At 59.7% G+C, this 23,133-nt stretch carries 23 protein-coding genes; 12 read left to right on the forward strand and 11 right to left on the reverse strand.

The window, feature by feature from the left end; genetic code table 11:
• Positions 1–23 precede the first annotated feature (23 nt).
• Entirely contained in the window at positions 24–1,010 is a 987-nt protein-coding gene (locus tag ACB034_RS16305; RefSeq protein WP_371173260.1) for a DUF2860 family protein, read from the forward strand.
• Between the two features lie 66 nt (positions 1,011–1,076).
• On the opposite strand, the gene ACB034_RS16310 is transcribed toward ACB034_RS16305, so the two are convergent.
• The 6 genes from ACB034_RS16310 to dapA all read right to left on the reverse strand — a co-directional run bounded on the left by ACB034_RS16310 (position 1,077) and on the right by dapA (position 6,492).
• On the reverse strand, positions 1,077–1,778 hold the full coding sequence (locus tag ACB034_RS16310; RefSeq protein WP_342013913.1) for a DUF3334 family protein: 702 nt from the start codon (positions 1,776–1,778) through the stop codon (positions 1,077–1,079).
• A gap of 89 nt (positions 1,779–1,867) precedes the next feature.
• Positions 1,868–2,314, reverse strand: coding sequence for an HIT domain-containing protein (locus ACB034_RS16315; protein ID WP_082791926.1), 447 nt, complete (start codon positions 2,312–2,314; stop codon positions 1,868–1,870).
• Between the two features lie 73 nt (positions 2,315–2,387).
• Positions 2,388–3,038: a DUF2057 domain-containing protein gene (locus tag ACB034_RS16320; RefSeq protein ID WP_342013912.1), complete on the reverse strand. Its 651-nt coding sequence runs from the start codon at positions 3,036–3,038 to the stop codon at positions 2,388–2,390.
• A 203-nt stretch (positions 3,039–3,241) separates the two neighbouring features.
• Positions 3,242–4,345: a phosphoribosylaminoimidazolesuccinocarboxamide synthase gene (locus tag ACB034_RS16325; RefSeq protein WP_342013911.1), complete on the reverse strand. Its 1,104-nt coding sequence runs from the start codon at positions 4,343–4,345 to the stop codon at positions 3,242–3,244.
• Positions 4,346–4,487: 142 nt separating this feature from the next.
• Complete coding sequence (gene bamC / locus ACB034_RS16330) at positions 4,488–5,612, reverse strand: outer membrane protein assembly factor BamC (protein WP_342013910.1); 1,125 nt, start codon at positions 5,610–5,612, stop codon at positions 4,488–4,490.
• A complete protein-coding gene (gene dapA / locus ACB034_RS16335) occupies positions 5,605–6,492 on the reverse strand; it encodes a 4-hydroxy-tetrahydrodipicolinate synthase (RefSeq protein WP_026455876.1) in 888 nt (295 codons plus the stop codon). The genes bamC and dapA overlap by 8 nt, the downstream gene beginning before the upstream one ends.
• A 203-nt stretch (positions 6,493–6,695) precedes the next feature.
• On the opposite strand from dapA, the gene ACB034_RS16340 reads away from it, so the two are divergent.
• The 3 genes from ACB034_RS16340 (at position 6,696) to ACB034_RS16350 (ending at position 8,374) form a co-directional block, all read left to right on the forward strand.
• Positions 6,696–7,229 (forward strand): glycine cleavage system protein R, encoded by a 534-nt coding sequence (locus ACB034_RS16340; protein WP_026455877.1) that lies wholly within the window; start codon positions 6,696–6,698, stop codon positions 7,227–7,229.
• Between the two features lie 23 nt (positions 7,230–7,252).
• Complete coding sequence (gene bcp / locus ACB034_RS16345; RefSeq protein WP_342018107.1) at positions 7,253–7,717, forward strand: thioredoxin-dependent thiol peroxidase; 465 nt, start codon at positions 7,253–7,255, stop codon at positions 7,715–7,717.
• A gap of 156 nt (positions 7,718–7,873) precedes the next feature.
• Positions 7,874–8,374 carry a YfbU family protein gene (locus ACB034_RS16350; protein ID WP_042028775.1) on the forward strand — a complete coding sequence of 167 codons (501 nt, stop codon included), beginning with the start codon at positions 7,874–7,876 and terminating at the stop codon, positions 8,372–8,374.
• Positions 8,375–8,435: 61 nt separating this feature from the next.
• On the opposite strand, the gene yfbV is transcribed toward ACB034_RS16350, so the two are convergent.
• On the reverse strand, positions 8,436–8,876 hold the full coding sequence (gene yfbV / locus ACB034_RS16355) for a terminus macrodomain insulation protein YfbV (RefSeq protein WP_371173261.1): 441 nt from the start codon (positions 8,874–8,876) through the stop codon (positions 8,436–8,438).
• Between the two features lie 305 nt (positions 8,877–9,181).
• On the opposite strand from yfbV, the gene ACB034_RS16360 reads away from it, so the two are divergent.
• From ACB034_RS16360 to ACB034_RS16380, 5 genes are all read left to right on the forward strand, one after another.
• The gene (locus tag ACB034_RS16360; RefSeq protein ID WP_026455881.1) at positions 9,182–10,384 is read left to right on the forward strand and encodes an acetate kinase; all 1,203 of its coding nucleotides are present in this window, start codon (positions 9,182–9,184) and stop codon (positions 10,382–10,384) included.
• Between the two features lie 52 nt (positions 10,385–10,436).
• Positions 10,437–12,608 carry a phosphate acetyltransferase gene (gene pta, locus ACB034_RS16365; RefSeq protein ID WP_026455882.1) on the forward strand — a complete coding sequence of 724 codons (2,172 nt, stop codon included), beginning with the start codon at positions 10,437–10,439 and terminating at the stop codon, positions 12,606–12,608.
• 374 nt (positions 12,609–12,982) lie between these two features.
• Positions 12,983–13,303: a ComEA family DNA-binding protein gene (locus ACB034_RS16370; protein WP_026455883.1), complete on the forward strand. Its 321-nt coding sequence runs from the start codon at positions 12,983–12,985 to the stop codon at positions 13,301–13,303.
• Between the two features lie 95 nt (positions 13,304–13,398).
• The gene (gene galU, locus ACB034_RS16375; protein WP_371173262.1) at positions 13,399–14,310 is read left to right on the forward strand and encodes a UTP--glucose-1-phosphate uridylyltransferase GalU; all 912 of its coding nucleotides are present in this window, start codon (positions 13,399–13,401) and stop codon (positions 14,308–14,310) included.
• Between the two features lie 213 nt (positions 14,311–14,523).
• Complete coding sequence (locus tag ACB034_RS16380) at positions 14,524–15,921, forward strand: peptide MFS transporter (protein WP_042028771.1); 1,398 nt, start codon at positions 14,524–14,526, stop codon at positions 15,919–15,921.
• Between the two features lie 73 nt (positions 15,922–15,994).
• Here the strand turns inward: ACB034_RS16380 and ACB034_RS16385 are convergent, their stop codons facing one another.
• Positions 15,995–16,966, reverse strand: coding sequence for a response regulator (locus ACB034_RS16385; protein WP_124238940.1), 972 nt, complete (start codon positions 16,964–16,966; stop codon positions 15,995–15,997).
• Positions 16,967–17,285: 319 nt separating this feature from the next.
• On the opposite strand from ACB034_RS16385, the gene ACB034_RS16390 reads away from it, so the two are divergent.
• From ACB034_RS16390 to ACB034_RS16400, 3 genes are all read left to right on the forward strand, one after another.
• Complete coding sequence (locus ACB034_RS16390) at positions 17,286–17,972, forward strand: DnaT-like ssDNA-binding domain-containing protein (protein ID WP_371173263.1); 687 nt, start codon at positions 17,286–17,288, stop codon at positions 17,970–17,972.
• A 71-nt stretch (positions 17,973–18,043) separates the two neighbouring features.
• Positions 18,044–18,898: a DnaA ATPase domain-containing protein gene (locus ACB034_RS16395; protein WP_042028765.1), complete on the forward strand. Its 855-nt coding sequence runs from the start codon at positions 18,044–18,046 to the stop codon at positions 18,896–18,898.
• 130 nt (positions 18,899–19,028) lie between these two features.
• Positions 19,029–19,664, forward strand: coding sequence for an NAD(P)-dependent oxidoreductase (locus ACB034_RS16400; protein ID WP_371173264.1), 636 nt, complete (start codon positions 19,029–19,031; stop codon positions 19,662–19,664).
• A 56-nt stretch (positions 19,665–19,720) separates the two neighbouring features.
• Here ACB034_RS16400 and ACB034_RS16405 read toward each other — a convergent pair whose 3' ends face one another.
• Genes ACB034_RS16405 through ACB034_RS16415 form a run of 3 tightly spaced genes read right to left on the reverse strand, consistent with a single transcriptional unit; the run spans position 19,721 to position 23,075 of the window.
• Complete coding sequence (locus ACB034_RS16405; protein WP_371173265.1) at positions 19,721–20,932, reverse strand: ABC transporter permease; 1,212 nt, start codon at positions 20,930–20,932, stop codon at positions 19,721–19,723.
• Positions 20,932–22,071 (reverse strand): ABC transporter permease, encoded by a 1,140-nt coding sequence (locus ACB034_RS16410; RefSeq protein WP_371173266.1) that lies wholly within the window; start codon positions 22,069–22,071, stop codon positions 20,932–20,934. The genes ACB034_RS16405 and ACB034_RS16410 overlap by 1 nt, the downstream gene beginning before the upstream one ends.
• A complete protein-coding gene (locus ACB034_RS16415; protein WP_026457043.1) occupies positions 22,071–23,075 on the reverse strand; it encodes an HlyD family secretion protein in 1,005 nt (334 codons plus the stop codon). The genes ACB034_RS16410 and ACB034_RS16415 overlap by 1 nt, the downstream gene beginning before the upstream one ends.
• Positions 23,076–23,133 lie beyond the last annotated feature (58 nt).

Below are 23,133 nucleotides of genomic sequence, written 5' to 3' on the forward strand. Positions count from 1 at the left end.
TCGTTTAATTTGGGAGCTATTTGATGCGTAACACTAGCCTGCTCGGCCTGGGTCTACTGGTAGCCAACAGTGCGTATGCAGATCTCGGGACCATCCCCAAAGAGTCCGGCTGGTCCGGTTTCCTGCTCGGCGGGGTCAATGTCGTCAACTACGAATCCAACTTCGCCAGCAGTGATGATGACCATCGTCGCATTCATGGTCTGGGCAGCGCCGACAGCACTCAGAGCGTCAATCCCTTGCTCAATGCCGATATTCGCTACACCTTTGCCGATACCCGCACCCAGGTGTTCCTCGGCAACCTGATCCAGGATGCCATCCGCTTCGATTTCACCCAGCAACTCGGCATTCGCCAGGAGATGGGGGACATGGGCATAGTGGCCGGCTCCGTGGTGTTCAACGTTCTGCCCATCGAGCAGTGGAGCGATCCCTTTGCCATCGGGGTGGATCGTCAATCCACCGACATCAAGTCCAAAGGCGTACGTTTTGCCTGGGACAACATCTGGAGCAGCAACTTCTACGGCAGCCTGACCACCCGCGAGATCGAGGTGGATGAAGAGCGCAGCGGCAGCCAGTATGGTGCCGATACCGCCGCCAAGCTGGATCGCAACGGCAAGATCCACGCCATCGAACTCTCCTACCAGTGGCACCTGGCGCCGGGCCAGATCCTCGAACCGGCCTTCATCTATCGTCAGGCCGATCTCGATGGCAGCGCCCAGAGTTACGAGAGCAACGGCCTGCAGCTGACCTATGGCAAGCGCGCAGCCCAATGGTCATTCGTCAGCAACCTCTATCTGGGTCAGACCAGGTATGACGAAGCCAACCCGATCTTTGGCCGCAGCGCCGATTCCGACGAGTTTGCCGTGAGCGGTACCTTCTTCTGGCATCGCCTGTTCGGTATCGAGCCACTCTCGGCGACCTTCACCGCCGGTTACTCCAAATCCGACTCCGATATCGACTTCTATGACAGCAATGCCGTGCTGTTCAACACCGGCCTGCTCTACAACTTCTGATAGCAAAGCCCGACAATGCAGAAGGCCACCCGAGGGTGGCCTTCTTGTTCTCTGGCTGGCACCGATTCAGATCCCGAGGGAGTCCAGCAGGTCATCATGATCGTTGCTGGCGGCTGGCGCCGGAACAGACGCCGGTTTGGCAGCCCCCTGTTTGGCCTGGGCGATCAGGGCATCCGGATCCAGCTCCTCCTCATCCATGCCGTCGCTGTGGATGCGGATGAACTCGGTCTTGTCCATCGCCAGCTCCAGATAGAAGATGTTGTTGCGGGCGGTGAAGAAGGTTACCCGGCGCGATTCCGGGTTGTCGAGGTTGGTATCGACACTCAGCATCACCTGCTTGTTCAGGGCCAGCATCTTGGGCTGGTTCTGGGTGATGTGGGTCTGCATGTCGCGCCCTACCTTGACGGTGAAGCTGCCGACGATCTGGTTCATCAGCTCGCCCATCACGTTGCTCACCTCATCCGAGGTGTGGGAGATGGCGAGATCTTCCTTGGAGAGCCCCATGCTGAGCATGTAGCTCTCGTACAGCTCCATGGCGGCTGCGGCGGAGAAGTTGATCACCACCAGGCCGGAAAAACCGCCATCAAACAGCACGAAACAGCCGATATCCGGCTTGAGGCAGGTCTTGCTGATCCGTTGCACCATACCGGAAAACCGCACCTGGCTCATGGTCGCGGCACTCAAGACATCCGTTACCGAGTTGCACAGGCTGAGCAGCACATCCTCTGTGGTCAATACGGCATCGTCATCGGATCTTGTTACTATCATGGGACCTTCCTGAACATCGAAAATGGGCTTATCTATACCATAACTCTAACAGATAGCGCTGGCCGGGGACTGAAATAGCGACGGGCCTCTCAGTTGACTCCGTTATCAGCAGTCAAAGGGGTGAAACCGGTCAGCCTGGCGAGTCGGGCACGCCATATATCGGCCTGTTGCTGCAAAACTTGTGGTTCATAAGGCACTGATGGGTGAGCTCCCCAAATAGGACCCGGCCAAGCCTTGTCGGTAGTGAAACGGGCGACATGGTGCACATGGAGTTGCGGTACCAGATTACCGAGTGCCCCTATGTTGATCTTGTCCGGATTGAGCGCCTGTTCCATCAGGCTCGCCACCGCGCAGGACTCCTGCATCAGCTGCTGTTGCTGCTCTGGCGCCAGGTGGTGGATCTCCCGCAGATTGGCCACACGGGGGACCAGAATAAGCCAGGGATACTGGCTGTCCTTGGCCAGCAGGACACGGCAGAGGGGCAGATCCCCGAGCTGCCGGGTATCCGCCAAAAGGCGGGAGTGCAGTTCAAACATGAAGACCTCGTTGCATAAGGAGGGGCGCAAGGCACGCCGCAAGCCCCTCACGTTACTGCAACGGGGGGCAAACTTAAAGCTGAGGCACGGCCCAACCGATGAAGCGCTTGCGAAGAGCCGGGTCGGCCTGCAGGAACAGCTGCTGCAAGTGCCCTTCAAGCTCGCTCTGCGGTAGCACTGGTGCGCTCGCGGTCGTCGCTCCACCGGGGGCAACAACAGCACCACCACCGGGCGCAGCAATACGCAGTGCCGCCTTGCCACCACTACGGTTGTACTCTGCGAGTCTGGCGTTCCAGTCCATGCCGATAAGCATGCCACGGGTCACCAGCGCATCCTGCGCTATCTGCAGCGGCTGCCCACCGGCCTGCAGCGCGATGACGGGCTCCCTGGCATAGGCCTCCATCCCCTGCTCTTTGTCCGGCACCTTGGCACTCAGTTGCAAGGACTGGTTGTCGGCCCGATAGCGCAGGACCTGCGGCTCGGAGCGGATCTGGCGATCGTTCTCGCTGCTGTTTCGACTGGGGATCACCCCTTCGAAACGCACCAGCAGTTGCTGTTCTCCATCGGCCAGGGTGGCGTGCTGCTCGTCATGCAGCCTGCCCTCGCTCACCGCCAGGATCCGGAAATCCTCGGGTACCGTCACCTCCACTGCGGCCTGTACTGTCCCCGTTCCCATTGCCGCACACAGCAGCGCCAAATTACGCCAATTCTGATAACCCCTCATCTTCTTTCATCTTCCTTATCCCTACGATAGGCGAAGGGTAACAAGGGAAGATGACAAAAAAATAACCGGGCTGGCAGGCAGTAGCTTGTCATCACGGCAATAAAAACGGGCCCCACAATGGGGCCCGCCGGCTTGTCATATCGATGCTTCATTTCGCCACCGGCAAACGTTTGTTTGCTGGCAACAAAAAAAGAGCAAGAACCTTAGTCGATCAGACCGTACTGATCGCGCAGGACATCGATGATCTCCTGTTTCGGATTGGCAGCGCGCACCAGCGGGTGGCCGATGACCTTCTCGGCAATCCCCACGTAGGTGTGGGAAATATCCATCATCACCTCGGTCGGCAGCTTGTTGTCACGGGCCAGGGCGAAGCGTTCCGGCATGCGGTTCTTGTTGAGCAGGATATCCGGATCCGGGAAGTGGTTGAGCAGCCACTGGCGGAAACCCTCTTTTGACTTCTCGACGATCTGGCCGTCGCGCAGGGCGGGGCCATCCCAGATACGGGAGCTGTCGGGGGTCCCTACTTCGTCCATGTAGATCAGCTTCTCGTTGCCAGCGGCATCCTGGACATAGCCGAACTCGAACTTGGTGTCGACGAAGACTTGATCCAGCTCGGCCAGGGCGTCACTGATGACGTTGAAGCCCTCTTTGAGCAGCACTTCGTAGCGATCGATGTCAGCTGGGGAGCGGAAGCCGAAAGCCTGGTAGTGGCGCTCGATGTCGGCACGGGAGACGTTGACGTCGTCCGCTTCCGGCACGCCATCCAGACCTTTCAGTATGCCTTTGGTGGAAGGGGTGATGAGAATTTCCGGCAGCTTCTGATCCTTCTCGAGTCCTTCCGGCAGGGTGATGCCGCAGAATTCGCGCTCGCCATCCTGGTAGGCACGCCACATGGAGCCTGTGATGTACTGACGGGCGATCGCCTCGATCAGCACGGGGCGGGCTTTTTGCACGATCCAGACGAACGGATGGGGGATGTCCAGGATGTGGCTGTCGGCCAGTCCCTTCTCCTTGAACAGCTTGAACCAGTGGCTGGAGATGGCGTTGAGCGCCGCCCCCTTGCCCGGCACGCCGTTCAGCCCGTCCACACCTTGCCAGATGCAGTCGAAAGCCGAGATGCGATCGCTGATCACCATGAGGGCGAGGGGCGCATCGGCGGGCACATCATAGCCTTTTTCCTGGATGAGTCGGGCACTGTCTGCCGGGGTCAACCAGTAGACGCTGCGCACTTTGCCGGAATGGACAGGTTTATCGGTGCGGATCGGCAAATCGTCGTTCACCGCCAATACTTGATCTGCAAGACTCATGGCTAATAACACTTCCTGTTTGTGGGAGTAATGAAACAAGAGCGCCGGGCTCCTGCTTCCGGGGATTAACATATCAAGCGCTTCAGCCCCTGTTTTGACAGGGGGATCAACCTAACAAAACAGGGGCACGAGGCCCCTGTTGTTATTCTGCGTTTGCAGCCTGGTCGGCCAAGCCCTTGGCAAAGGCCTCGGACAGGCTGATATACATCTGGGAGATGACACCGGACGACACCGGCTTCTTGTCCTTGTCGAACAAGGTGATGGAGGTCTTGCCCCCGGCCATCTCGCCCAGCTGGAAGCGGTACTTTTCCTCGTCCAGCTTGAACGGCTCGCTACCCTTGGCCTGCCAGAACTCGGCACCCGGCTCTTCATACTCGACATCGATCCAGCCCAGCGACTGCTGGGTATCTTTGATGATGAAGCCGTACTTCGGCAGCACCTGGTTGAGACGGCGCCATACCTGTTCAAAGGAACCGTTGGCGACCCAGGCAGCGAGTTCGTTGTTGTCCAGACCCAGCTCAAGCCCCATGCCATCGCTGGCCTTGTGCTGTTCGCGAGCCTTGAGCTGGCTGTCGTAGTAGAGGGAGAACTGGTTGAGCACCCGCGCCGCATAGCGCTGGGCCTCGGCCTCGCTCATCCGGTTGCTGGTCTCGCCGTCGATGGTCTGTTCGTGATCCAGCACCCGTACCGACATGTTGACGGCATGACGCTGCTCATCGTTGCGAACCGTGAACTGGTAGCGCTGACGGATTTTGAAGTCTTCGTCATCTTCAGCCCAGCCATCGAGGGCGACTGTGTTGTCAAACCAGCCGGTCTGCAACACGCCGGCCTGCTGATCCAGCTTCTCGGTGGAAACCTTGTACTTGGCCAGGAAGTTCATCAGGAACGACCAGGTATCGCGCTCCACGCTCTGGCCAGAGCTCAGGGCATAGTAGGCAATAGTGGGTTCGCTGGCATTGGGCACTACCTGGCTGCCCGGTACCACGGTCAGCAGCTGGGCAGGGGGACGTACGTCAACTTTGGCACCGAGGGCACCTTCACGGCTGCTTTCGGGAAGCGGCGGGATATCGAACTGGCTGTTGAAGGTGGGGGCACTCAATCCGGCGGGGATCAAGAAAGCACGGCCCTCGAGACGGGCATCTTCATATTCGAAACCACGGTTGGCCATCTTGCGATCCTGGGGGGTACTGCACCCCGCCAGCACAGCAACGGTCGCGACACTCAGCACCAGACGGGCTCTATTTCCCTTTCCATTTGATTTAAACACTCGCCATCAACTCCGCAGTGGTCAGTGCTTGCGCCATCGCTTGTTCGCCCTCGGCAGTGAGGTCAACCAGCGGCAGACGCAAGGTGGCCGTTGCAATCAGTCCCAGTCGGGCGCAGGCCCATTTCACCGGGGTCGGACTCGGTTCGCAGAACAGAGTCTTGTGCAACGGCATCAAGAGATTGTCGATGTCATGAGCCAGACCGGCATCACCGGCCAGCGCAGCACGACACATGTCGGCCATCCGGGCCGCTGCAATGTTGGTGGTGACCGAAATGACGCCATCGCCACCTTGCAGCATAAAATCACAACCAGTGGCATCGTCGCCACTGTAAAGAGCAAAATCCGGGCCACACAGTTCACGCAACAGCGGGGTGCGGCTCAAATCGCCAGTCGCCTCTTTCAAACCTATGATGCCGGGCACCCTGGCCAGACGGGCCACAGTCTCCGGCTTGAGATCACAACAGGTTCGACCGGGCACATTATAAAGAATTTGGGGCAGACCACTAGCCTCGGCGATCGCACAATAGTGGCGATAGAGACCCTCCTGGGTGGGCTTGTTGTAGTAAGGTGTCACCGAGAGGCCCGCCACCACGCCGGTTTTGGCCAGCCGTTTGGCCAACTCGATGGCATGGGCGGTATTGTTGGAGCCACAACCGGCAATAACCGGGATGCGACCTGCGGCGTATTCAACGGTTTTTTCAACAACGGCGATGTGTTCCTGTTCGCTCAGGGTCACCGACTCCCCTGTCGTGCCAACTGCCACGATTGCGCTGGTACCTGCGCTGACATGATAGTCGACCAATCTGGCCAGGCTGGCCCAGTCAACTTCACCCGAAGTCAGCATGGGGGTAACGAGCGCAACAATACTACCGCGTAACATGGATAATTCTCCCGATTTTCAGGGGCGTAATGGTAAAGCTGCCCCCTTTGAAAAACAAGGGAGAGAGGGGGCGAGCCGTGTTACCATCCGGTTCCAAACGCCATGAACGAAAGCCGGCACCGCCTGTCAGGGAAGCGTCATTTGACCAGCGCATCGGTGGCCCAGCGGCGCTTTCGCAACATATAACGGACGAGAGAAGATTTATGACTCACTACCTGGTCGTAACGGCCATCGGCACGGACAGGCCCGGCATCGTCAATGAGGTCACCCGCCACGTCAGTGGCTGCGGTTGCAACATAGTGGATAGCCGCCTTGGCATCTTCGGCAATGAATTCACCTTTATCATGCTGCTGTCCGGTGACTGGAACAGCCTGATGCAGCTCGAGATAAGCCTGCCCCTGCGCAGTCAGGAGTGGGACCTCATCACCATGATGAAACGCACCGAACGTCATCAGTCACTGCAGTACGATGTAGGGGCCAACGCCGAGATCCTGATCCGTGACGAGCATGGCATCGTCAGCCAGTGCACCCAGTTTTTCAGCGACCACGGCTGGGATATCCAGGCGATGCAGACCATGACCCTGGAACAGCAGCCATTCAACCTGCTCAAAGCGAGTTTCCAACTCAATCTGGCCAAGCAGGGAGAACCGGAAGGCTCCCAGGCGGCCTTCGCCGAATTCTGTCGTGAACTGGGTGCCGAGTCGTTCGAGTTTATCGTCAATCGCAAGCACGCCTGAGGGCGTTTATTCGAGGAGATCCCATGCAACCCTTACAAGCAGGTAGCACCGCCCCCGATTTCACCCTGCCGGACCAGAATGGCAACCCGGTTCGCCTGGCCGATCTGCGCGGCAAGAAAGTGCTGATCTATTTCTATCCCAAGGCGATGACCCCGGGCTGTACCACCCAGGCTTGCAGCCTGCGCGACGTCAACGCCGAGCTGGCGGCTCTCAATGTGGTCGTGCTCGGCATCAGCCCGGACAGCGCCAAACGGTTGAAGAAATTTGAAGAGCGCGATCAGCTCAACTTCACCCTGCTGGCGGACGAAGATCATGCCGTGGCTGACGCCTTCGGCGTCTGGGGTCCGAAGAAATTCATGGGCAAGGAGTATGACGGCATCCATCGCCAGAGCTTCCTCATCGATGAAGAGGGCAAGGTTGCCCATCACTTCACCAAGTTCAAGACCAGCGATCACCATCAGGTTGTACTGGCATTCCTCAAGGGGTAATTCCCCCACTTCGGGGCCTGCAACCGCAGGCCTCAGTGCTCTCGGCCGCCCCGGCATTTAGCACCGCTTTTCTCACCAACTGCCCCGCCAGATCAAAAAATTCATTCTAGATATGGGTTAACGTGACCCCAGTGTCATCTTCCAGTGAGATATCCCATGAACATCAGTAATGCAGAGCGTTTGATCCTGAGCAACCAGTACGAAATCCTGGCCAAGCTCAATCCGGAAAAGGCGGCCTTCTATCAGCGTGCCAGCACCATCATTGAGCGCGGCTACTGCCTGCAACTCCTCGAGCTGGAGAAGCACTTCGGCCATCTGGATCAGGCCACCTGCCAGGAGGTGATCGACACCCTGGAACTGCATCACGCGCTGGCCATCTCCTGGGGCAATCTGGAGGCTGCCGAACAGGCCGAAATCGCGGCCAGTCGGCTGGAATTCAACGGCTACAGCCGCAGCCAGGAGCGTGAGCTGGCGGACTATGTCTGCTTCCTGCTGGAGGTGGACAAGCGCTTCCCCGAACTCAAGTGCCCGTGCGACGAGCTCTCCAGCGACATCGCCATGCGCGGCAAATACCAACGCATGCTAGTGGAGTGGCGCCAGTGCCCGCGCCAGTACAAGCTCTCCATCCAGGAGATCCGCAAGGTGCTGGCGGCCTGATGGTCGATATGCCCAACAAAAACAAAGGCGCCCATGGCGCCTTTGTTTTGCTTGCTGTGCATTATTCGTAGAGGAAAGATTTATCCAGCTGCTGGAAGGCGGCCTTGAGGGTATCGGCCAGCTCTTCATAACGGGGTTGTGCGACCAGCTGGCGACGCCCGCCCTGCTCATTCATTTTGCCGTTGATCTCACGATACCAGCTGGCCAGCGAGGGGGGCAGACGAGTATCGGCGCGTTTGCCGAGCCAGTAGAAACCTTGCAGTGGCAGGCTGAACAGAAACAGGACGGAAGTGATAACGGAAGGCCAGTAGTGCAGCTCGCCAAACTGGAACTGCAGCATGACGCTGAGCACTGCCAGCGCCGGGATGATCTTGAGGGCAAACTCGGTGGCCTTGATCACCCGATTTTCCGGAAACATCGAATTGAGCTCGGGACGACGGGGCCAAAGCGTCATATAATGGTGGCCTTGCTGTAACTTAGTTCCAAAAATGTTCATGCTCATACAACCTCCGAGCGCTTTTTGAACGCACTGACGGCAAAACCTCGACAATTTTTGATGCAAAGTAACAAAGGTTGAGGATGACTTTGTTATTTTTCAACAATCGGGTTATCCTTTGTACGCCCATTTTTGCGTCAACCGCATCTTGCTGTTGGCCTGTCAGGGACGTCTGGACTCCGGGTCTTGTATCACTATACAAGGGGCAAGCAACAGATTGCCAACCCTCATAAGGATAAGTTGAAAGTTTTTGGACGCCCTGCGCCCAACACCATCCGCCTACACAACCCAATCTGCGATAGGATTTATTCATGAGTAAGCTGGTTCTTGTTCTTAACTGTGGCAGCTCTTCCCTGAAGTTCGCCGTCATTGACGCAACCACCGGTGATGACCTGCTGTCCGGCCTGGCCGAATGCTTCAACCTCGACGATGCACGCATCAAGTGGAAACTGAACGGCGAGAAAGGCAATGCCGATCTGGGCGCCGGGGCTGCTCACCAGGAAGCGCTGGACTTCATCGTCAACAAGATCCTGCCGCTCAATCCGGAACTGGCCAAGAACCTGATCGCCATCGGTCACCGTGTAGTTCACGGTGGCGAACGCTTCACCTCCTCTGTCGTGATCTGCGACGACGTGATCGCCGGCATCGAAGCCGCCGTACCGTACGCACCGCTGCACAACCCGGCTCACCTGATCGGTATCCGTGAAGCCCGTCGCGTGTTCCCGGCCCTGGCCGACAAGAACGTCGCCGTGTTCGACACCGCCTTCCACCAGACCATGCCGGAAGAGGCCTTCCTGTACGCCCTGCCTTACAAGCTCTACAAAGAGAACGGCATCCGTCGCTACGGCGCCCACGGCACCAGCCACTACTACATCAGCCTGGAAGCAGCCAAGCAGCTGAACAAGCCGGTGGAAGAGCTGAACATCATCAACTGCCACCTGGGCAACGGCGGCTCCGTCTGCGCCATCAAGAACGGCAAGTCCGTCGACACCTCCATGGGTCTGACCCCGCTGGAAGGCCTGGTGATGGGTACCCGCTCCGGCGATCTGGACCCGGCCATCATCTTCTTCCTGCATGACAAGCTGGGCATGAGCGTTGAGCAGATCAACACCATGCTGACCAAGGAATCCGGCCTGCTGGGCCTGACCGAAGTGACCTCCGACTGCCGTTTCGTTGAAGACAACTACGACAGCAAGGAAGAAGCCAAGCGCGCCATGGACGTCTACTGCTACCGTCTGGCCAAGTACATCGGTGCCTACGCCGCCGCCATGGACGGTCGTCTGGACGCAGTGGTCTTCACCGGTGGTATCGGTGAGAACTCCGCCCCGATCCGTGAAATCACCCTGGGCAAACTGGGCCTGCTGGGCTTTGACGTCGACCACGACGCCAACCTGGCCGCCCGTTTCGGCAAGGGTGGCGAGATCACCAAGGCTGGCTCCACCAAGGCTCTGGTTATCCCGACCAACGAAGAGTGGGTCATCGCCCACGATGCGCTGGAACTGGTCGGCGCCTAATTTCGCTGTAAAGCAAGGCCGCCCTCGGGCGGCCTTTTCCTGATCCCAAAAAATGAACAAGGGGTATAAAGTGGCACGCACTATTATGCTTATCCCGGTCGGCACTGGTGTCGGCGTAACGTCCGTGAGTCTTGGCGTGGTTCGCGCCATGGAACGTCACGGTGTCAATGTCAGCTTCTTCAAACCGGTTGCCCAGCCGCGCCCGGGGGAGACCGGTCCTGAGCGTTCTACCGCCGTTATCCGCGCCGCTGCCAACATCAATCCGCCCGAGCCGTTCGCCCTCTCCTACGCCGAGAACATGATCACTACCAGCAACACCGACATCCTGCTGGAAGAGATCGTGGCCCGCTTCGAAGAGCACGTGAAAGCGAGCGGGGCCGAAGTGCTGGTGGTCGAAGGCATGGTGCCGACCGACAAGCAGCCGTTTGCCAACAAGCTGAACTACGACGTGGCCAAAGCGCTGGACGCCGACATGGTGTTCGTCACCCACCCGGGCCACGACTCCAGCCAGAAGCTCAAAGAGCGCATCGAGCTGGCCTGCTCCAACTTCGGTGGTGTCAACAACCCGCGCATCGTGGGCTGCGTCATCAACAAAGTCGGCGCCCCGGTTGACGAGCACGGTGTAACCCGTCCCGACCTGACCGAGATGTTCGAAGCCCACCACCATGGCGCCGATACCGGCCACAACCTGGAAGTGCTGCAGGTCTTTGGCAAGAGCCCGCTGCGCATTCTGGGCTGCATCCCCTGGAATACCCAGCTGATCGCCCCGCGCGCCAAGGATCTCGCCAAGCACCTGGCCGCCAAGATCCTGCACCAGGGCGAGCTGGACAGCCGTCGTCTGCAGACCGTGACCTTCTGCGCCCGCTCCATCCACAACATGATCGAGCACTTCCGCCCGGGCAGCCTGCTGGTGACCTCCGGCGACCGCTCCGACGTCATCGTCTCCGCCTGCCTGTCCGCCATGAACGGCGTCAAGCTGGGTGCCCTGCTGCTGACCGGTAACTACCATCCGGAACCCCAGGTGATGGCTCTGTGCCAACAGGCCATGGCCACCGGCCTGCCGATCATGATCACCGGTACCAACACCTGGCAAACCGCCGTCAGCCTGCAGAACTTCAACGTCGATATTCCGGAAGATGACCGCGAGCGTATCGAGCTGGTACAAGACTACGTGGCCGGCCACATCGACAAGCACTGGATCGAGTCTCTGACCGTCAGCTCCACCCGTTCCCGTCGCCTGAGCCCGCCGGCTTTCCGTTATCAGCTGACCGAGCTGGCCCGTCAGGCCAACAAGCGCGTCGTGCTGCCGGAAGGGGAAGAGCCGCGTACCATCAAGGCTGCTGCCATCTGTGCCGAACGTGGCATCGCCCGCCCGGTACTGCTGGGTAACCCGGAAGAGATCCGTCGTGTCGCCGAACAGCAGGGCGTAGTGCTGACCGACCGCGTCGAAATCATTGATGCCGCCGCGGTGCGCGAGCGCTATGTGGCCCGTCTGGTCGAGCTGCGCAAGAACAAGGGCATGACCGAAGTGGTTGCCCGCGAGCAGCTGGAAGACAACGTGGTGCTGGGCACCATGATGCTGGAGCGTAACGAAGTCGACGGCCTGGTATCCGGCGCGGTTCACACCACCGCCAACACCATCCGTCCGCCGATGCAGATCATCAAGACCGCTCCGGGTTCTTCCCTGATCTCCTCCATCTTCTTCATGCTGCTGCCGGATCAGGTGCTGGTCTACGGTGACTGCGCGATCAACCCGGATCCCACTGCCGAGCAGTTGGCCGAGATCGCCATCCAGTCCGCCGACTCCGCTGCCGCCTTCGGCATCGAGCCGCGTGTGGCCATGATCTCCTACTCCACCGGCACCTCCGGCGCCGGCGCAGACGTAGAGAAAGTGCGTGAAGCGACCGAGCTGGCCAAGGCCAAGCGCCCCGATCTCATCATCGACGGTCCGCTGCAGTACGATGCCGCCATCATGGAGAACGTGGCCAAGTCCAAGGCGCCGAACTCTCCGGTAGCAGGCAAAGCCACCGTGTTCGTGTTCCCGGATCTGAACACCGGCAACACCACCTACAAGGCGGTACAGCGCTCCGCCGAGCTGGTCTCCATCGGCCCCATGCTGCAAGGCATGCGCAAGCCGGTCAACGACCTCTCCCGTGGCGCCCTGGTGGACGACATCGTCTACACCATCGCCCTGACCGGTATTCAGGCGGCTCAGGCCGAGTAATCGTCCGCCCTGTGAAAAAACCGATCATTAAGGCTGCTCACCCAAGGTGGGCAGCCTTTTTTATTGGTTCTCTTTTGACAACCAGTGAAAGATACCAACAACGCTTATTTCCGCCAGTAAAACCCCGTGTCAGCTGCCTCATGAATACGCACAAGAGATCAATATGAATCCCAGCAACTCAGATTCAAAAGCCTCAGTAAAAACAGATTGGAATTAGTTAGTTAAATCAATATCAGGCAACTTCCAGAACGCTTATAGCAAACCTTCAAAAAGGGTGCTGGATAACTCCGCTGTCATTTATCACAGTGACGCATTCTACTGCTGCGCTATCTATCAATATGCTGATGCAAACAGTCATTGAAGGAAGAAGCAAAATGCAGATACACAAGTTCGCCGCCGTGATGTTGCTCTCAACCCTGCCCCTGTTCAGCCAGCCCTCGCTGGCAGCCGAACAGACGCAGACCAAGCAAACCACTACCACAACCGCCGCCAAGGAGAGTGGCAAACTCAACCTCAATACGGCCACCCTGGCCGAGCTCACTACCCTCAAGGGTATTGGCGAGAAGAAGGCTCAGGCCATCCTCGAATATCGTGAGAAACAGGGGAAATTTACCTCTGTAGATCAATTGGCAGATGTCACGGGGATCGGCCCGGCCACGCTGGAAGCCAACAGGGATATGATGATGGTCAAATAACGTCCGATGAAAAAGCTACAAATGGGGCGGCTTATGGCTGCCCCATTTTTCTTCGGGTATCATGGCCCCACTTTATTCCTCCTGGACACCTCTCCATGAAAAAGACACCTCTCGTTGTTCGCAAGGCCGTGCTGCCGGTAGCCGGTCTGGGCACCCGCATGCTGCCTGCCACCAAGGCCATCCCGAAGGAGATGCTGCCGGTGGTCGACAAGCCCCTGATCCAGTACGTGGTTCGCGAGGCAATCGCGGCCGGTATCAAGGAGATTGTGCTGGTCACCCACTCCAGCAAGAACTCCATCGAAAACCACTTCGACAAGAGCTTCGAACTGGAGGCGACCCTCGAGAAGCGGGTCAAGCGTCAACTGCTGGAAGAGGTGCAACAGATCTGTCCCAAGGACGTCACCATCATGCACGTGCGCCAGGGCGAGGCCAAAGGCCTGGGCCATGCGGTGCTCTGCGCCCGCCCGCTGATCGGAGACAACCCCTTCGCCGTGCTGCTGCCGGACGTGCTGATCGACGAGGCTGCCAGCGACCCGAAGCAGGACAACCTAGCCGAGATGGTGCACATGTTCGAAGAGAACCAGATCAGCCAGATCATGGTGGAAGCGGTTCCCGAGAGCGAAGTGGACAAATACGGCATCGCCGATATCAAGGGTGAAGAGCTGAGTGCTGGCATGTCACTGCCGATGCAGGCCATCGTCGAGAAACCGCCCCGTGACGAGGCCCCTTCCAACCTGGCCGTGGTCGGCCGTTATGTACTCTCTGCCAACATCTGGCCGCTGCTGGAAAAAACCCCGGCCGGTGCCGGCGACGAGATCCAGCTGACCGACGCCATCGCCATGCTGATGGAGCGCGAGCAGGTCAACGCCTACTTCATGAAGGGCAAGAGCCACGATTGCGGCAGCAAATTGGGCTATATGAAGGCGAATGTGGAATATGCCGTACGCCATCACGAACTGGACGGCGAATTCATCGGCTGGCTGAAGCAGTTCGTCAAGCAGTTGTAATCGCTGATAAATCTCTTATCTACAGACAAATTAAAGGAGCATCAAACGATGCTCCTTTTTCATTTCAGCAACACTTTCTCAATCTTTGATAAATAAAACCCCATCAAATCATAATGTTGTAATTTATCTACGCATGTTCTATAAGGATTAAGGCGTGTTTCTCGCCCTTGCATAAAAAACTTAAAAAAATATAAGACACAGGTGGAAGTTCCAATGAATAACCCGTCAAAAGGGACCTTTTTAGGTCACCCTAAAGGGCTTTTTTTGCTCTTTAGTACCGAACTGTGGGAGAGATTCTCCTACTACGGCATGCGTGCCGTACTGGTACTCTATCTGACCGACCTGACTGCCAACGGTGGTCTGGGCTGGAATCAGGCAGATGCCCTCAAGCTCTACGGTATCTATACCGGTCTGGTTTATATCACTCCGCTCATCGGTGGCTGGCTGGCTGACACCTTCCTGGGGCAACGCCGCGCCATTCTGATCGGCGCCGTCCTGATGGCGCTCGGCCAATTCACGCTGGCACTGCCGCACAGCATGTTCCCGGATCAGGTGGTAACCGTCTTCTACGCCGGTCTGGCTCTGCTGATCATCGGTAACGGCCTGTTCAAGCCGAACATCTCCACCATGGTGGGCGACCTCTATGAAGAGGGTGATCACCGCCGTGATGGTGCCTTCACCATCTTCTACATGGGGATCAATCTGGGCTCCCTGCTGACCGGCGTGATCTGCGGTGCCGCTGCCACAGCCTATGGCTGGCAAGCTGCCTTCGTCGGCGCCGGTATCGGCATGCTGATCTCCCTGGTGTTGCAGGCAACCCTGGCCCAACGCTTCCTCGGTGATATCGGCCGCATCCCTGCCGCCAAGCGCGCAGCCGCCCTGCGCGACAAGGGACAGAAGGCCCCGCTGACCAAGCAGGAAGTGGATCGCATCAAGGTTATCCTGGTGCTGGGCCTGTTCACCATCATCTTCTGGGCTGGCTTCGAGCAGGCCGGTGGTCTGATGAACCTCTACACCCAGGAGTACACTGACCGGATGATCGGTGGCTTCGAAGTGCCGACCGCCTGGTTCCAGTCCCTGAACCCCTTCTTCATCATCACCCTGGCACCGATCGTAGCTGCCATCTGGGTCAAGCTCGGCAAAAAAGAGCCGAACTCGCCGGTCAAGTTCGCCATGGGTCTGTTGTTCCTGGCCATCGGCTTCCTGTTCATGGTGGGTGCCGTGTTGGAGCAGGGCGGTGATCAGAGCGTCAAGACCTCCATGTTCTGGCTGGTGGGAGCCTACCTGTTCCACACCCTGGGCGAACTCTGCCTCTCTCCGATCGGCCTCTCCATGGTGACCAAGCTGGCTCCGCTGCGCCTGGCCTCCCTGATGATGGGTGCCTGGCTTGGCTTCATCGCGGTTGCCAACTACGCAGCCGGCCTTATCGGTTCCTTTATTGGCGAGTCCGGTCCCTTGGCCATCTTCGGTGGTATCGCGCTTGCGGCCATCATCAGTGCCCTGATCCTGCTGGCCATGGCCAACCGCCTGGTCTACTGGATGCATGGCGCCGAAGGCCCGGCCAAAGAGCCGCACACAAGCGACGAGAAACTGCAATCTGCCACTGCCTGATAGGCCCGCAGAACGCAAGTAAAGAGGGCGTCCCACGGGACGCCCTCTTTTATTGGAGCAAGCTCGCTTTCACTCAGTGATGATGAACCTGCACCTGGAGTGAGCAGCCACTCTCGTTGCGAAATTGCAGCTCAAACGGTTCGTGCCAGCTGCGCCTGTGCAAGGCATAGCGACTGCTGCGCATCAGCCCCAGGGGCAAACCGCCGGCTCGCATCAACCAATGAGGGGAGGTCAACCCGGCATTGGCAAAGACCAGACCATCTTCCTGATCGAAGAGCAGGGCCGCCATGGCCAGCGAGTGACGCAGGCCGGACTCCATCAGCTGATGATTGAGGTAGTCGAGCAGCCTGTGCGGCTGATCCAGCAACTGACTCTCCTCGCGCTGAAACTGGCGGTAAGGTACGTTCATCAAAGAACGCACCAAGGCACCACAAAACGCCGCATCCGCCCCCGCCACCGGCAATTCGATGATCAGCATCAGCAGCTTGTCAGCCACCTTGAAGGTATCGGAGAGAAACAGCGCTCCCCTCCCCTTGAAGGTCACCTGCCAAGGGCCCCACTCCTGCACACCCGGCGACTTGAGACCCGCCAGCAGGCGGGTCGCCGCCCTGTCGTGAGCCCGAAAATAGTCGACATGGTCCATCAGTTCCAGCTGTGGACTGCGTGCGACACTGCCGTGCAGACACTCGGAAATACTGCGCTCGAGCTGAACATAATTGTCGAGCGGCTTGATCAGATAATCCCGGGCACCGGCACGCAGGGCAGCAGCCACTGCCTCCATGGTGCTCTGGGCCGAGATCACGATCACCGGAATATCCGGGCTGCGAGCCGAGAGACAGGCGATCACCTCATGGCCATCCATATTCGGCATGTTCAGATCACACAGCACCACATCGGGATGATAAAGCGCTGCAGCCGACAGCCCTTCAATACCATCCTCGGCCTGGAAAACGGTCGCCCCATCCCCCATCAGATAGCTCACAAGCGAGTGGCGAAAAACGGCTTCGTCCTCCACCACCAGGATCCTTAGCCCGGCTGTTGACATTGTTATAAAATCCTTATTAGTCAATCTGTTATTTACTCAATAAGACTAGACCAAATCGGCAAAAACGCCGAAACGAGTTCGTCAGAAACGGTCGCAAATCCCGAGCTTGCTCACAAAAACCCTGTATTTGAAATGGTTTTGCCATTCAAGATAACGGCAGCTCATCTGGAAGCCTTCGAAGTGACACGACCGTCGGGAGGAAGAGCCCGGATTCTCGGTCCTTCTATCAAGGATATCCTCTTCCCGCACCGGCCGGGCGAATTGTGCAAGCCCCCGCCATGGGGGATAATGCCCCTTACTCCAGAACATGAAGAAGACCATGACCCCAGCCGAATACAGCGCCCTCGCCCATCCCAGACTCTCCCACCCGGCCCGCAGCCTCTACACCCTGCAGCTGCGCAGACTGGTGCTGGAAAATCATCTGGCCCGGCTCAACTACCCCGAGCTTGGCCGGGCGCTGGCTGTGGTCGACCCGGGCGATCCTTGCGGCTTCTCCTATCAGGTCAATGCCCGCCAACTGACCGAGCTATTCGACGAGCTGATGGAAGCTGGGCTCTTGCAGGTAGAGGCTCAGGGCGAGAGTGAGCACTATCATCAGTGTCCGTTCCAGTTGCCGCTGCTGGCCCAGAAGGTACGCAGCCCGCTGCCGGATCGCCCGTTCCAGATGCACCTGCAGTGGCGCCCAGACGAGGAGCTGCCCGCCCTCGCCCGCCTGTGTGGAGTGATCGATGCCAGTTACAGCGAGGAAGACTTGGGGGAGTTCATCGCCTACTGGCTGGGTCGCCCCGAGGTGTTCGATTCCCAGCACCAGTGGATGCTCAAGTTCATCCGCGCCCTCAAGACCCGCCGCTACGCCCGTCGCCAACCGACGGAGGTGAGGGGTTACCAAAAGGTGACGCCAGCGCCAGCAGAGGCTGGCCCGAGCCGACGGGCCCAGGAGATGATCGAGGAAGCCAAACGGCTGGCCCAGGGACAACAAGCAGCAGAAGCACCGGATAATGATTGATACAGGCCCCCGCCAACAGGCAAAATCAGCCCCCTGTCCCCCCATCCCTGATCAAGCAGAAGGAGCACTCCATGACTGACCCGCACGATCCCCTGCGCCAGGAGCTGGAAGAGATCGAGGCCAAGCGCCAGAAAATTGCCAAGGCCAAGCAGGATCAACGCGCCCACGACCCCGAGCTGAAACGCCACGTCGGCAGCCTGCTGGAGCGAATTCGCCGTCTGCAACAGGAGACCGGCGGCAGCCAGTACGACTACGAAACCCTGCGCAAGGAGTACGACGCCAAGGCTAACGCCGAGGTGCGCGAGCTGCAGAAGGTGGCACGCCAAGAGCGGATCCAGAAGCTGATAGCCCAGGCCGACCTCAACCCGGACTGGGTATTCGACAAGATGGATGCTGGCGATCCGGCGTTGCAATATCCCATCGAAACCGCCCGCTACTTTATCAGCGGCTTCGAACACTGGGAGAAGAGCGGCGGCGGCTGCATGCTGATCTACGGTGACTATGGCACCGGCAAATCGACCCTGGCTGGTGCCGTGGCCCATGAGTTGATCGAGCGCCACCAAAAGTCGGTGATCTTCCAGCAGTGGGCCTCCATCGTCGATCGGCTGTTCTTCAACGTGATCCCCGATCAGGACGAGCGCAACCAGTATCGCCGTGCCCTGGAAGAGGTGGACTTACTGATCATCGATGAAGTGTCGGCCAACCGGGCCAAGATGGCGGAGAGCCAGTCCAGCTTCCTCGGCCACCTGCTGCGCCGGCGCCGCAACCTGTCAAAGAGCGTCATCATCATCACCAACCACACGCCCCAGACCTTGCATCAGGCGATCGGTGACTTCAGCTACGAGGCGATCAAGGCCTTCAACCCGGTGGATATCCACCTGAGCGGCCCCAGCCGTCGCCCCAGCATCGGCAACTATCGCGGCTAAGCCCGTGCAAAAATGCGAGCCCAAGCAGCTCGCATTTTTTTTTCTTTTGCTCCACAAATAAAAACAGCTCTCATTTACATCGAAAGAGTCAGCCACTAGGCTAACCCTTTCTTTGAAGGAAACCTCATCTATGCCGACCACACTCATCTTCGGAGCCAGCCGCGGGCTGGGCCGCGCCTTTACCGATCACGCCCTGCAAGCAGGCCACCGGGTGGTGGCGCTGGTACGCAGCTCCGAGATGGCCGCCGAGCTGCGCACACAGGGGGTCGACGTCGTTGAAGGGGATGCCCTGGATATGGGGGCCGTGGCACGAGCCTGCACGCAGGCTGGCAAGGATGCCCATGTTGTCTCCACCCTCGGCAGCTTTCGCCAGCACGAGCCCGTCGACTATCTCGGCAACCGCCATGTGATCGATGCCATGGAACAACAGGGCCTCAGGCGCCTGCTGCTGGTCACCTCCCTCGGCTGTGGCGACAGCTGGCTATATCTGCCAGAGCGGGCTCGCGCCGCCTTCGGTCACGAGGTGCGGCTCAAAAGCCTGGCGGAGAGCTGGCTGCAAACCAGCGAGCTGGCCTGGACCATAGTGCGCCCGGCGGGCCTGCAGGATGGCGAGGCCACCGGTCTTGCCGAATTGAGTCAGGGACGGGAAGTGCATGGCCTGGTACGCCGTGCCGATGTCGCCGCACAGGGGCTGCGGCTGCTCTTCGATGAGGACGCCTTGGGCCAGATCTACGCCATCGCCGATCCCGCGCTCACCCGCGCCTGAACCCAAAAAAACGGTCAGCCCAAGGGCTGACCGTTTCGTTATCCATCCGGCATCGTTTAGCCACCGGTTGCGCCGCTCTTCGTGGTCGCCCCATGGGCGGCACCCTGAGTGGCCAGCGGCAACTGGCGCTGGCGCCAGCGCAGCAATAGGCAGGCCAGAATACCGTAGAGCAGCGCCAGTCCCCACAGCTGCCACCAGTAAGGGGCCACCTGCTCAAACCCCGCCCCCATCTGGTTGAGGCGCAGAAATCCTTCGATGGCCGCCGTACTCGGCACCCACTGTGCCAGCCAGTTGAGCGGCGCCGGTATCAGCTCCAACGGCCAGATAAAGCCCGCCAGAAAGACCAGCGGCAGGGAGGAGATGAGCACCACCTGGGTAGGCATGTCACGTCGGGTAAAGAGGGCGCCAAGCACGATGCCCAGCCAGCAGGTTGCCAGCAAAAACGGCAGGGTGAAGAGCCACAACTGCGCCGGCTCGGCGTTGCGGGCGATGTTGTAGTAATCGAAGCAAAAACCGAAGAAGTAGCTCACCGGCAACAGGAACAGCCCCACCGTCACCAGGGTACGCGCCAGCAGCAGAGGCAGCACGGGCGCACTCTGCCAGTAGCCGGTCTCGCCGCGAAGGCCCCGCTGGTTCTGGGTCGCCCCCATGATGCCAGCCCCCATCAGCAGGATCTGGTGAAGGATCAGCACGAACACCGCAGGCACCACATAGTTCACATAGCCCATGGTGGGGTTGAACACCGGCACCACGTTGAGGGCCACCGCGCTCCAGCCCATCCTTGCCTGGGGCAACGCCTCGCCGTGGGTGAGCAGCCGCGCCACCTTCACTTGGGCCGCCAGGGTACCGCCCGCCTGGGCCAACCCCTCGGCGATAGTGCCATAGACCAGGAAATAGGAGGCATCACCGGCATAGCTCAGGGTGACGCTCCGGCCCAGCATCAGATCCCGATAGAAGTGCCTGGGAATGTGCAGTATGCCGCTCCCCTTGCCCTCCAGCAGCAGCTGGCGCGCCCTCTCAAGGGAGCTGGCCTGCGCCACCAGCCTGACCTGGGAGGTGGCATCGGCCATGAACGCCAGCTGGCGCGAAAGCTGGCTGCCATCTTCGTCCACCAGCACCACCGCCTCTTCCCGCGGCAGCTGGTGCAGATAGGGCTGAGGATAGAGGAAGGAGTAGAAGAAGATCCCGCCAAACAGGGTGAGCATGATGGCGCGATCCGCCAGCAGGGTGCGCAGCTCGAGGCGCAGCAAATCCCGAAAACCCAGCATTACGGCGACTCCTTCTCGGCAGGTTGACGGGCAAGCTCGGCCTGCAGCCAGTATCGGCGCACCACCAAAATCAGGGGCAAGAGAAACAGCAGCAGAGCCCCGAGCTGGGGCAGCGCGGCCTGCAGTGGCAGGCCGTAGTTGCTCTGGCCTATCTGCAGCTCCACATAGTGGGAAACCGGCAGCAGGTTGCGCCAGAAGCGGGCGAAATCCCCCATGGCGCTCACCGGGAAGGTAACACCCATGAAGGCGAAGCCGGGCGCTGTGTAGGCTCCCGCCAGCGACAGGGCGCGGGCCGGATCCCGGATGATGGCGTAGAAGAAGGCCCCCATAGTAACGCAGGCGGCCGAAGCGAGCCCGAGGCCCGCCACCAGCACGGCCCAGTTGCCGTGCATGGGATAGGCAAAGCCCTTGAACAGTAGCCAGCTCCAGGCCAGCCCCCAGGCCCAGCCGATCAGCACATGGGGCAACAGGGTGCGCCAGAGCCCGAACCAGACGCCGCGAGTGGTCCAGTCCAGTCCCAGCCGGTCGGTACGGGCCAGCGCATTGAGACCGAACAGCACCACCAGGATCTGCCAGACCGCGGGCAGGATGGCGCTCAGCAAAAACTGGGCATAGCTGGAGTTGAGGTTGTAAAGCGCCGTCACCTGACTGCTGATGGGCACCGCCTGCCCGAGCGCCCCGGGGGGCGCCTTGCCGTCAGCCATGGCAGAAAGCACACCCACCTGACCGTTGAGGGTGCCCACCACTTGGGCCAGCGCCGAATTGACCAGCTTGGCGATCAGGATGAACTGGCCGTTGTTGAACACGGTGACCTGCGGCTGGGTGCCCTGGCGGGCATCCCGCTCCAGATGGTTCGGGATCACCACCAGCGCATAGATGTCGCCACCACGCAGGGCGCGGGCGCCAGCATCGATGGAGTCAAACTGGCGTGCGATCTTGAGCCCAGCCGAACCGTCGAGGGAGAAGGCGAGCTGGCGCGAGAGGCTGCTCTGGTCCAGATCCACCAGCCCCACCTTGAGATCCCGGGCAAGCCCCGCCGAAAAGATCCAGCAGAGGATCCCCATCAGCAGCAAGGGCACCCAGCTCATCAGGGCCCGGCTGAACGGATCCTGCCACAACAGCCGAAGTTCGCGTCCCATCAGAGATCAACCAGCACGCTCATGCCGACCCGCAGCCCGTCGACCGGTTGCAGCGGACGCGCCTCCACTTGGAAGCTCTTCATGTCGAACCCCTGGCGGGTATCAGTGGCGCGCCAGGTGGCAAAATCTCCCATCACGGCCACATGAGTCACCTTGAAGCGCACCGTCTGATCCCCCAGACCCGGGATGCGGGCGTCGAACTCGGTGCCGACCGGGAAGCGGGGCAGCAGATCCTCGCGGATATGGAACTGGGCCCAGGCGTCATTCATGTCGAGCAGAGTCACCACGGGGAAGCCCTGAGGCGCCAGTTCGCCGCTGCGCAGCAGCACCTGGCTTACCTCGCCGGCATGGGGGCTGACAATGCGGGTGTCGGCCAGATAGGCCTCCACCTCGGCCACCGAGCCCGCCGCCATCTTGGCCTTTTCGCGGGCAGCGATCTTGGTCTCTTCCCGCGCTCCTTCCAGCGCCATCTGGTATTGCTGCCAGGCCATCCCCTCGGTGTAGCGAGCGGCTTGCCAGGCTGTCCAGGCCTCATCGCGCTTTTGCAGCGGCATCACACCATCGCGGTGCAGGTTGGCGATCCGTTCATAGGTCTTGCCCCGCAGCAGGGCGGCAGCCTTGGCCTTCTGCCACTGATCCTTGGCTGCGGCGATCTGCTGGGCACGGGCCCCCTTCTCCGCTTCCAATGCCAGGGCGCCAGCGGCGGCCTCGCCGGCCTTGGCCTGGCTCAGCTTGGCTTCAATCTCGGGGCTCGCCAGGGTGAACACCAGCTGATCCTTGGCAAGCTGATCCCCCTTCTTCACCAGCACCTCGTCGATGCGGCCCGGCACCTTGGAGGAGACCGAATACTGCTGCGCCTCGATCTGGCCCTGCAGATGGACCGGCTCGGGCTGATAGGCGAGCCAGAAGCGCCAACCGAGCCAGCCGACCAGGATCACCAGCGCCAGCGGCAACAACAGCGGTTTACCCTGGCTCATCTTCTTCTTGATGGGGGGATGGCTCATCACTTCACCTCGACAATCTGGCGACCCTTGGCGGTCGATACACGAACAAAAAGATCCA

The sequence above is a fragment of the Aeromonas sp. S18(2024) genome (genome assembly GCF_041402525.1).
GTDB lineage: Bacteria > Pseudomonadota > Gammaproteobacteria > Enterobacterales > Aeromonadaceae > Aeromonas > Aeromonas enteropelogenes.

Bases quoted from the DNA above. Each gene is read 5' to 3' on its own strand.
- ACB034_RS16305 (WP_371173260.1), top strand. From the start codon at position 24: ATGCGTAACACTAGCCTGCTCGGCCTGGGTCTACTGGTAGCCAACAGT.
- bcp (WP_342018107.1), top strand. From the start codon at position 7,253: ATGCAACCCTTACAAGCAGGTAGCACCGCCCCCGATTTCACCCTGCCG.
- ACB034_RS16320 (WP_342013912.1), bottom strand. From the start codon at position 3,038: ATGAGGGGTTATCAGAATTGGCGTAATTTGGCGCTGCTGTGTGCGGCA.
- ACB034_RS16390 (WP_371173263.1), top strand. From the start codon at position 17,286: ATGACCCCAGCCGAATACAGCGCCCTCGCCCATCCCAGACTCTCCCAC.
- ACB034_RS16360 (WP_026455881.1), top strand. From the start codon at position 9,182: ATGAGTAAGCTGGTTCTTGTTCTTAACTGTGGCAGCTCTTCCCTGAAG.
- ACB034_RS16385 (WP_124238940.1), bottom strand. From the start codon at position 16,966: ATGTCAACAGCCGGGCTAAGGATCCTGGTGGTGGAGGACGAAGCCGTT.
- ACB034_RS16370 (WP_026455883.1), top strand. From the start codon at position 12,983: ATGCAGATACACAAGTTCGCCGCCGTGATGTTGCTCTCAACCCTGCCC.
- ACB034_RS16415 (WP_026457043.1), bottom strand. From the start codon at position 23,075: ATGAGCCATCCCCCCATCAAGAAGAAGATGAGCCAGGGTAAACCGCTG.
- yfbV (WP_371173261.1), bottom strand. From the start codon at position 8,876: ATGAGCATGAACATTTTTGGAACTAAGTTACAGCAAGGCCACCATTAT.
- galU (WP_371173262.1), top strand. From the start codon at position 13,399: ATGAAAAAGACACCTCTCGTTGTTCGCAAGGCCGTGCTGCCGGTAGCC.
- pta (WP_026455882.1), top strand. From the start codon at position 10,437: ATGAACAAGGGGTATAAAGTGGCACGCACTATTATGCTTATCCCGGTC.
- ACB034_RS16405 (WP_371173265.1), bottom strand. From the start codon at position 20,932: ATGCTGGGTTTTCGGGATTTGCTGCGCCTCGAGCTGCGCACCCTGCTG.
- ACB034_RS16400 (WP_371173264.1), top strand. From the start codon at position 19,029: ATGCCGACCACACTCATCTTCGGAGCCAGCCGCGGGCTGGGCCGCGCC.
- ACB034_RS16395 (WP_042028765.1), top strand. From the start codon at position 18,044: ATGACTGACCCGCACGATCCCCTGCGCCAGGAGCTGGAAGAGATCGAG.
- ACB034_RS16340 (WP_026455877.1), top strand. From the start codon at position 6,696: ATGACTCACTACCTGGTCGTAACGGCCATCGGCACGGACAGGCCCGGC.
- ACB034_RS16350 (WP_042028775.1), top strand. From the start codon at position 7,874: ATGAACATCAGTAATGCAGAGCGTTTGATCCTGAGCAACCAGTACGAA.
- dapA (WP_026455876.1), bottom strand. From the start codon at position 6,492: ATGTTACGCGGTAGTATTGTTGCGCTCGTTACCCCCATGCTGACTTCG.
- ACB034_RS16410 (WP_371173266.1), bottom strand. From the start codon at position 22,071: ATGGGACGCGAACTTCGGCTGTTGTGGCAGGATCCGTTCAGCCGGGCC.
- ACB034_RS16380 (WP_042028771.1), top strand. From the start codon at position 14,524: ATGAATAACCCGTCAAAAGGGACCTTTTTAGGTCACCCTAAAGGGCTT.
- ACB034_RS16315 (WP_082791926.1), bottom strand. From the start codon at position 2,314: ATGTTTGAACTGCACTCCCGCCTTTTGGCGGATACCCGGCAGCTCGGG.
- ACB034_RS16325 (WP_342013911.1), bottom strand. From the start codon at position 4,345: ATGAGTCTTGCAGATCAAGTATTGGCGGTGAACGACGATTTGCCGATC.
- ACB034_RS16310 (WP_342013913.1), bottom strand. From the start codon at position 1,778: ATGATAGTAACAAGATCCGATGACGATGCCGTATTGACCACAGAGGAT.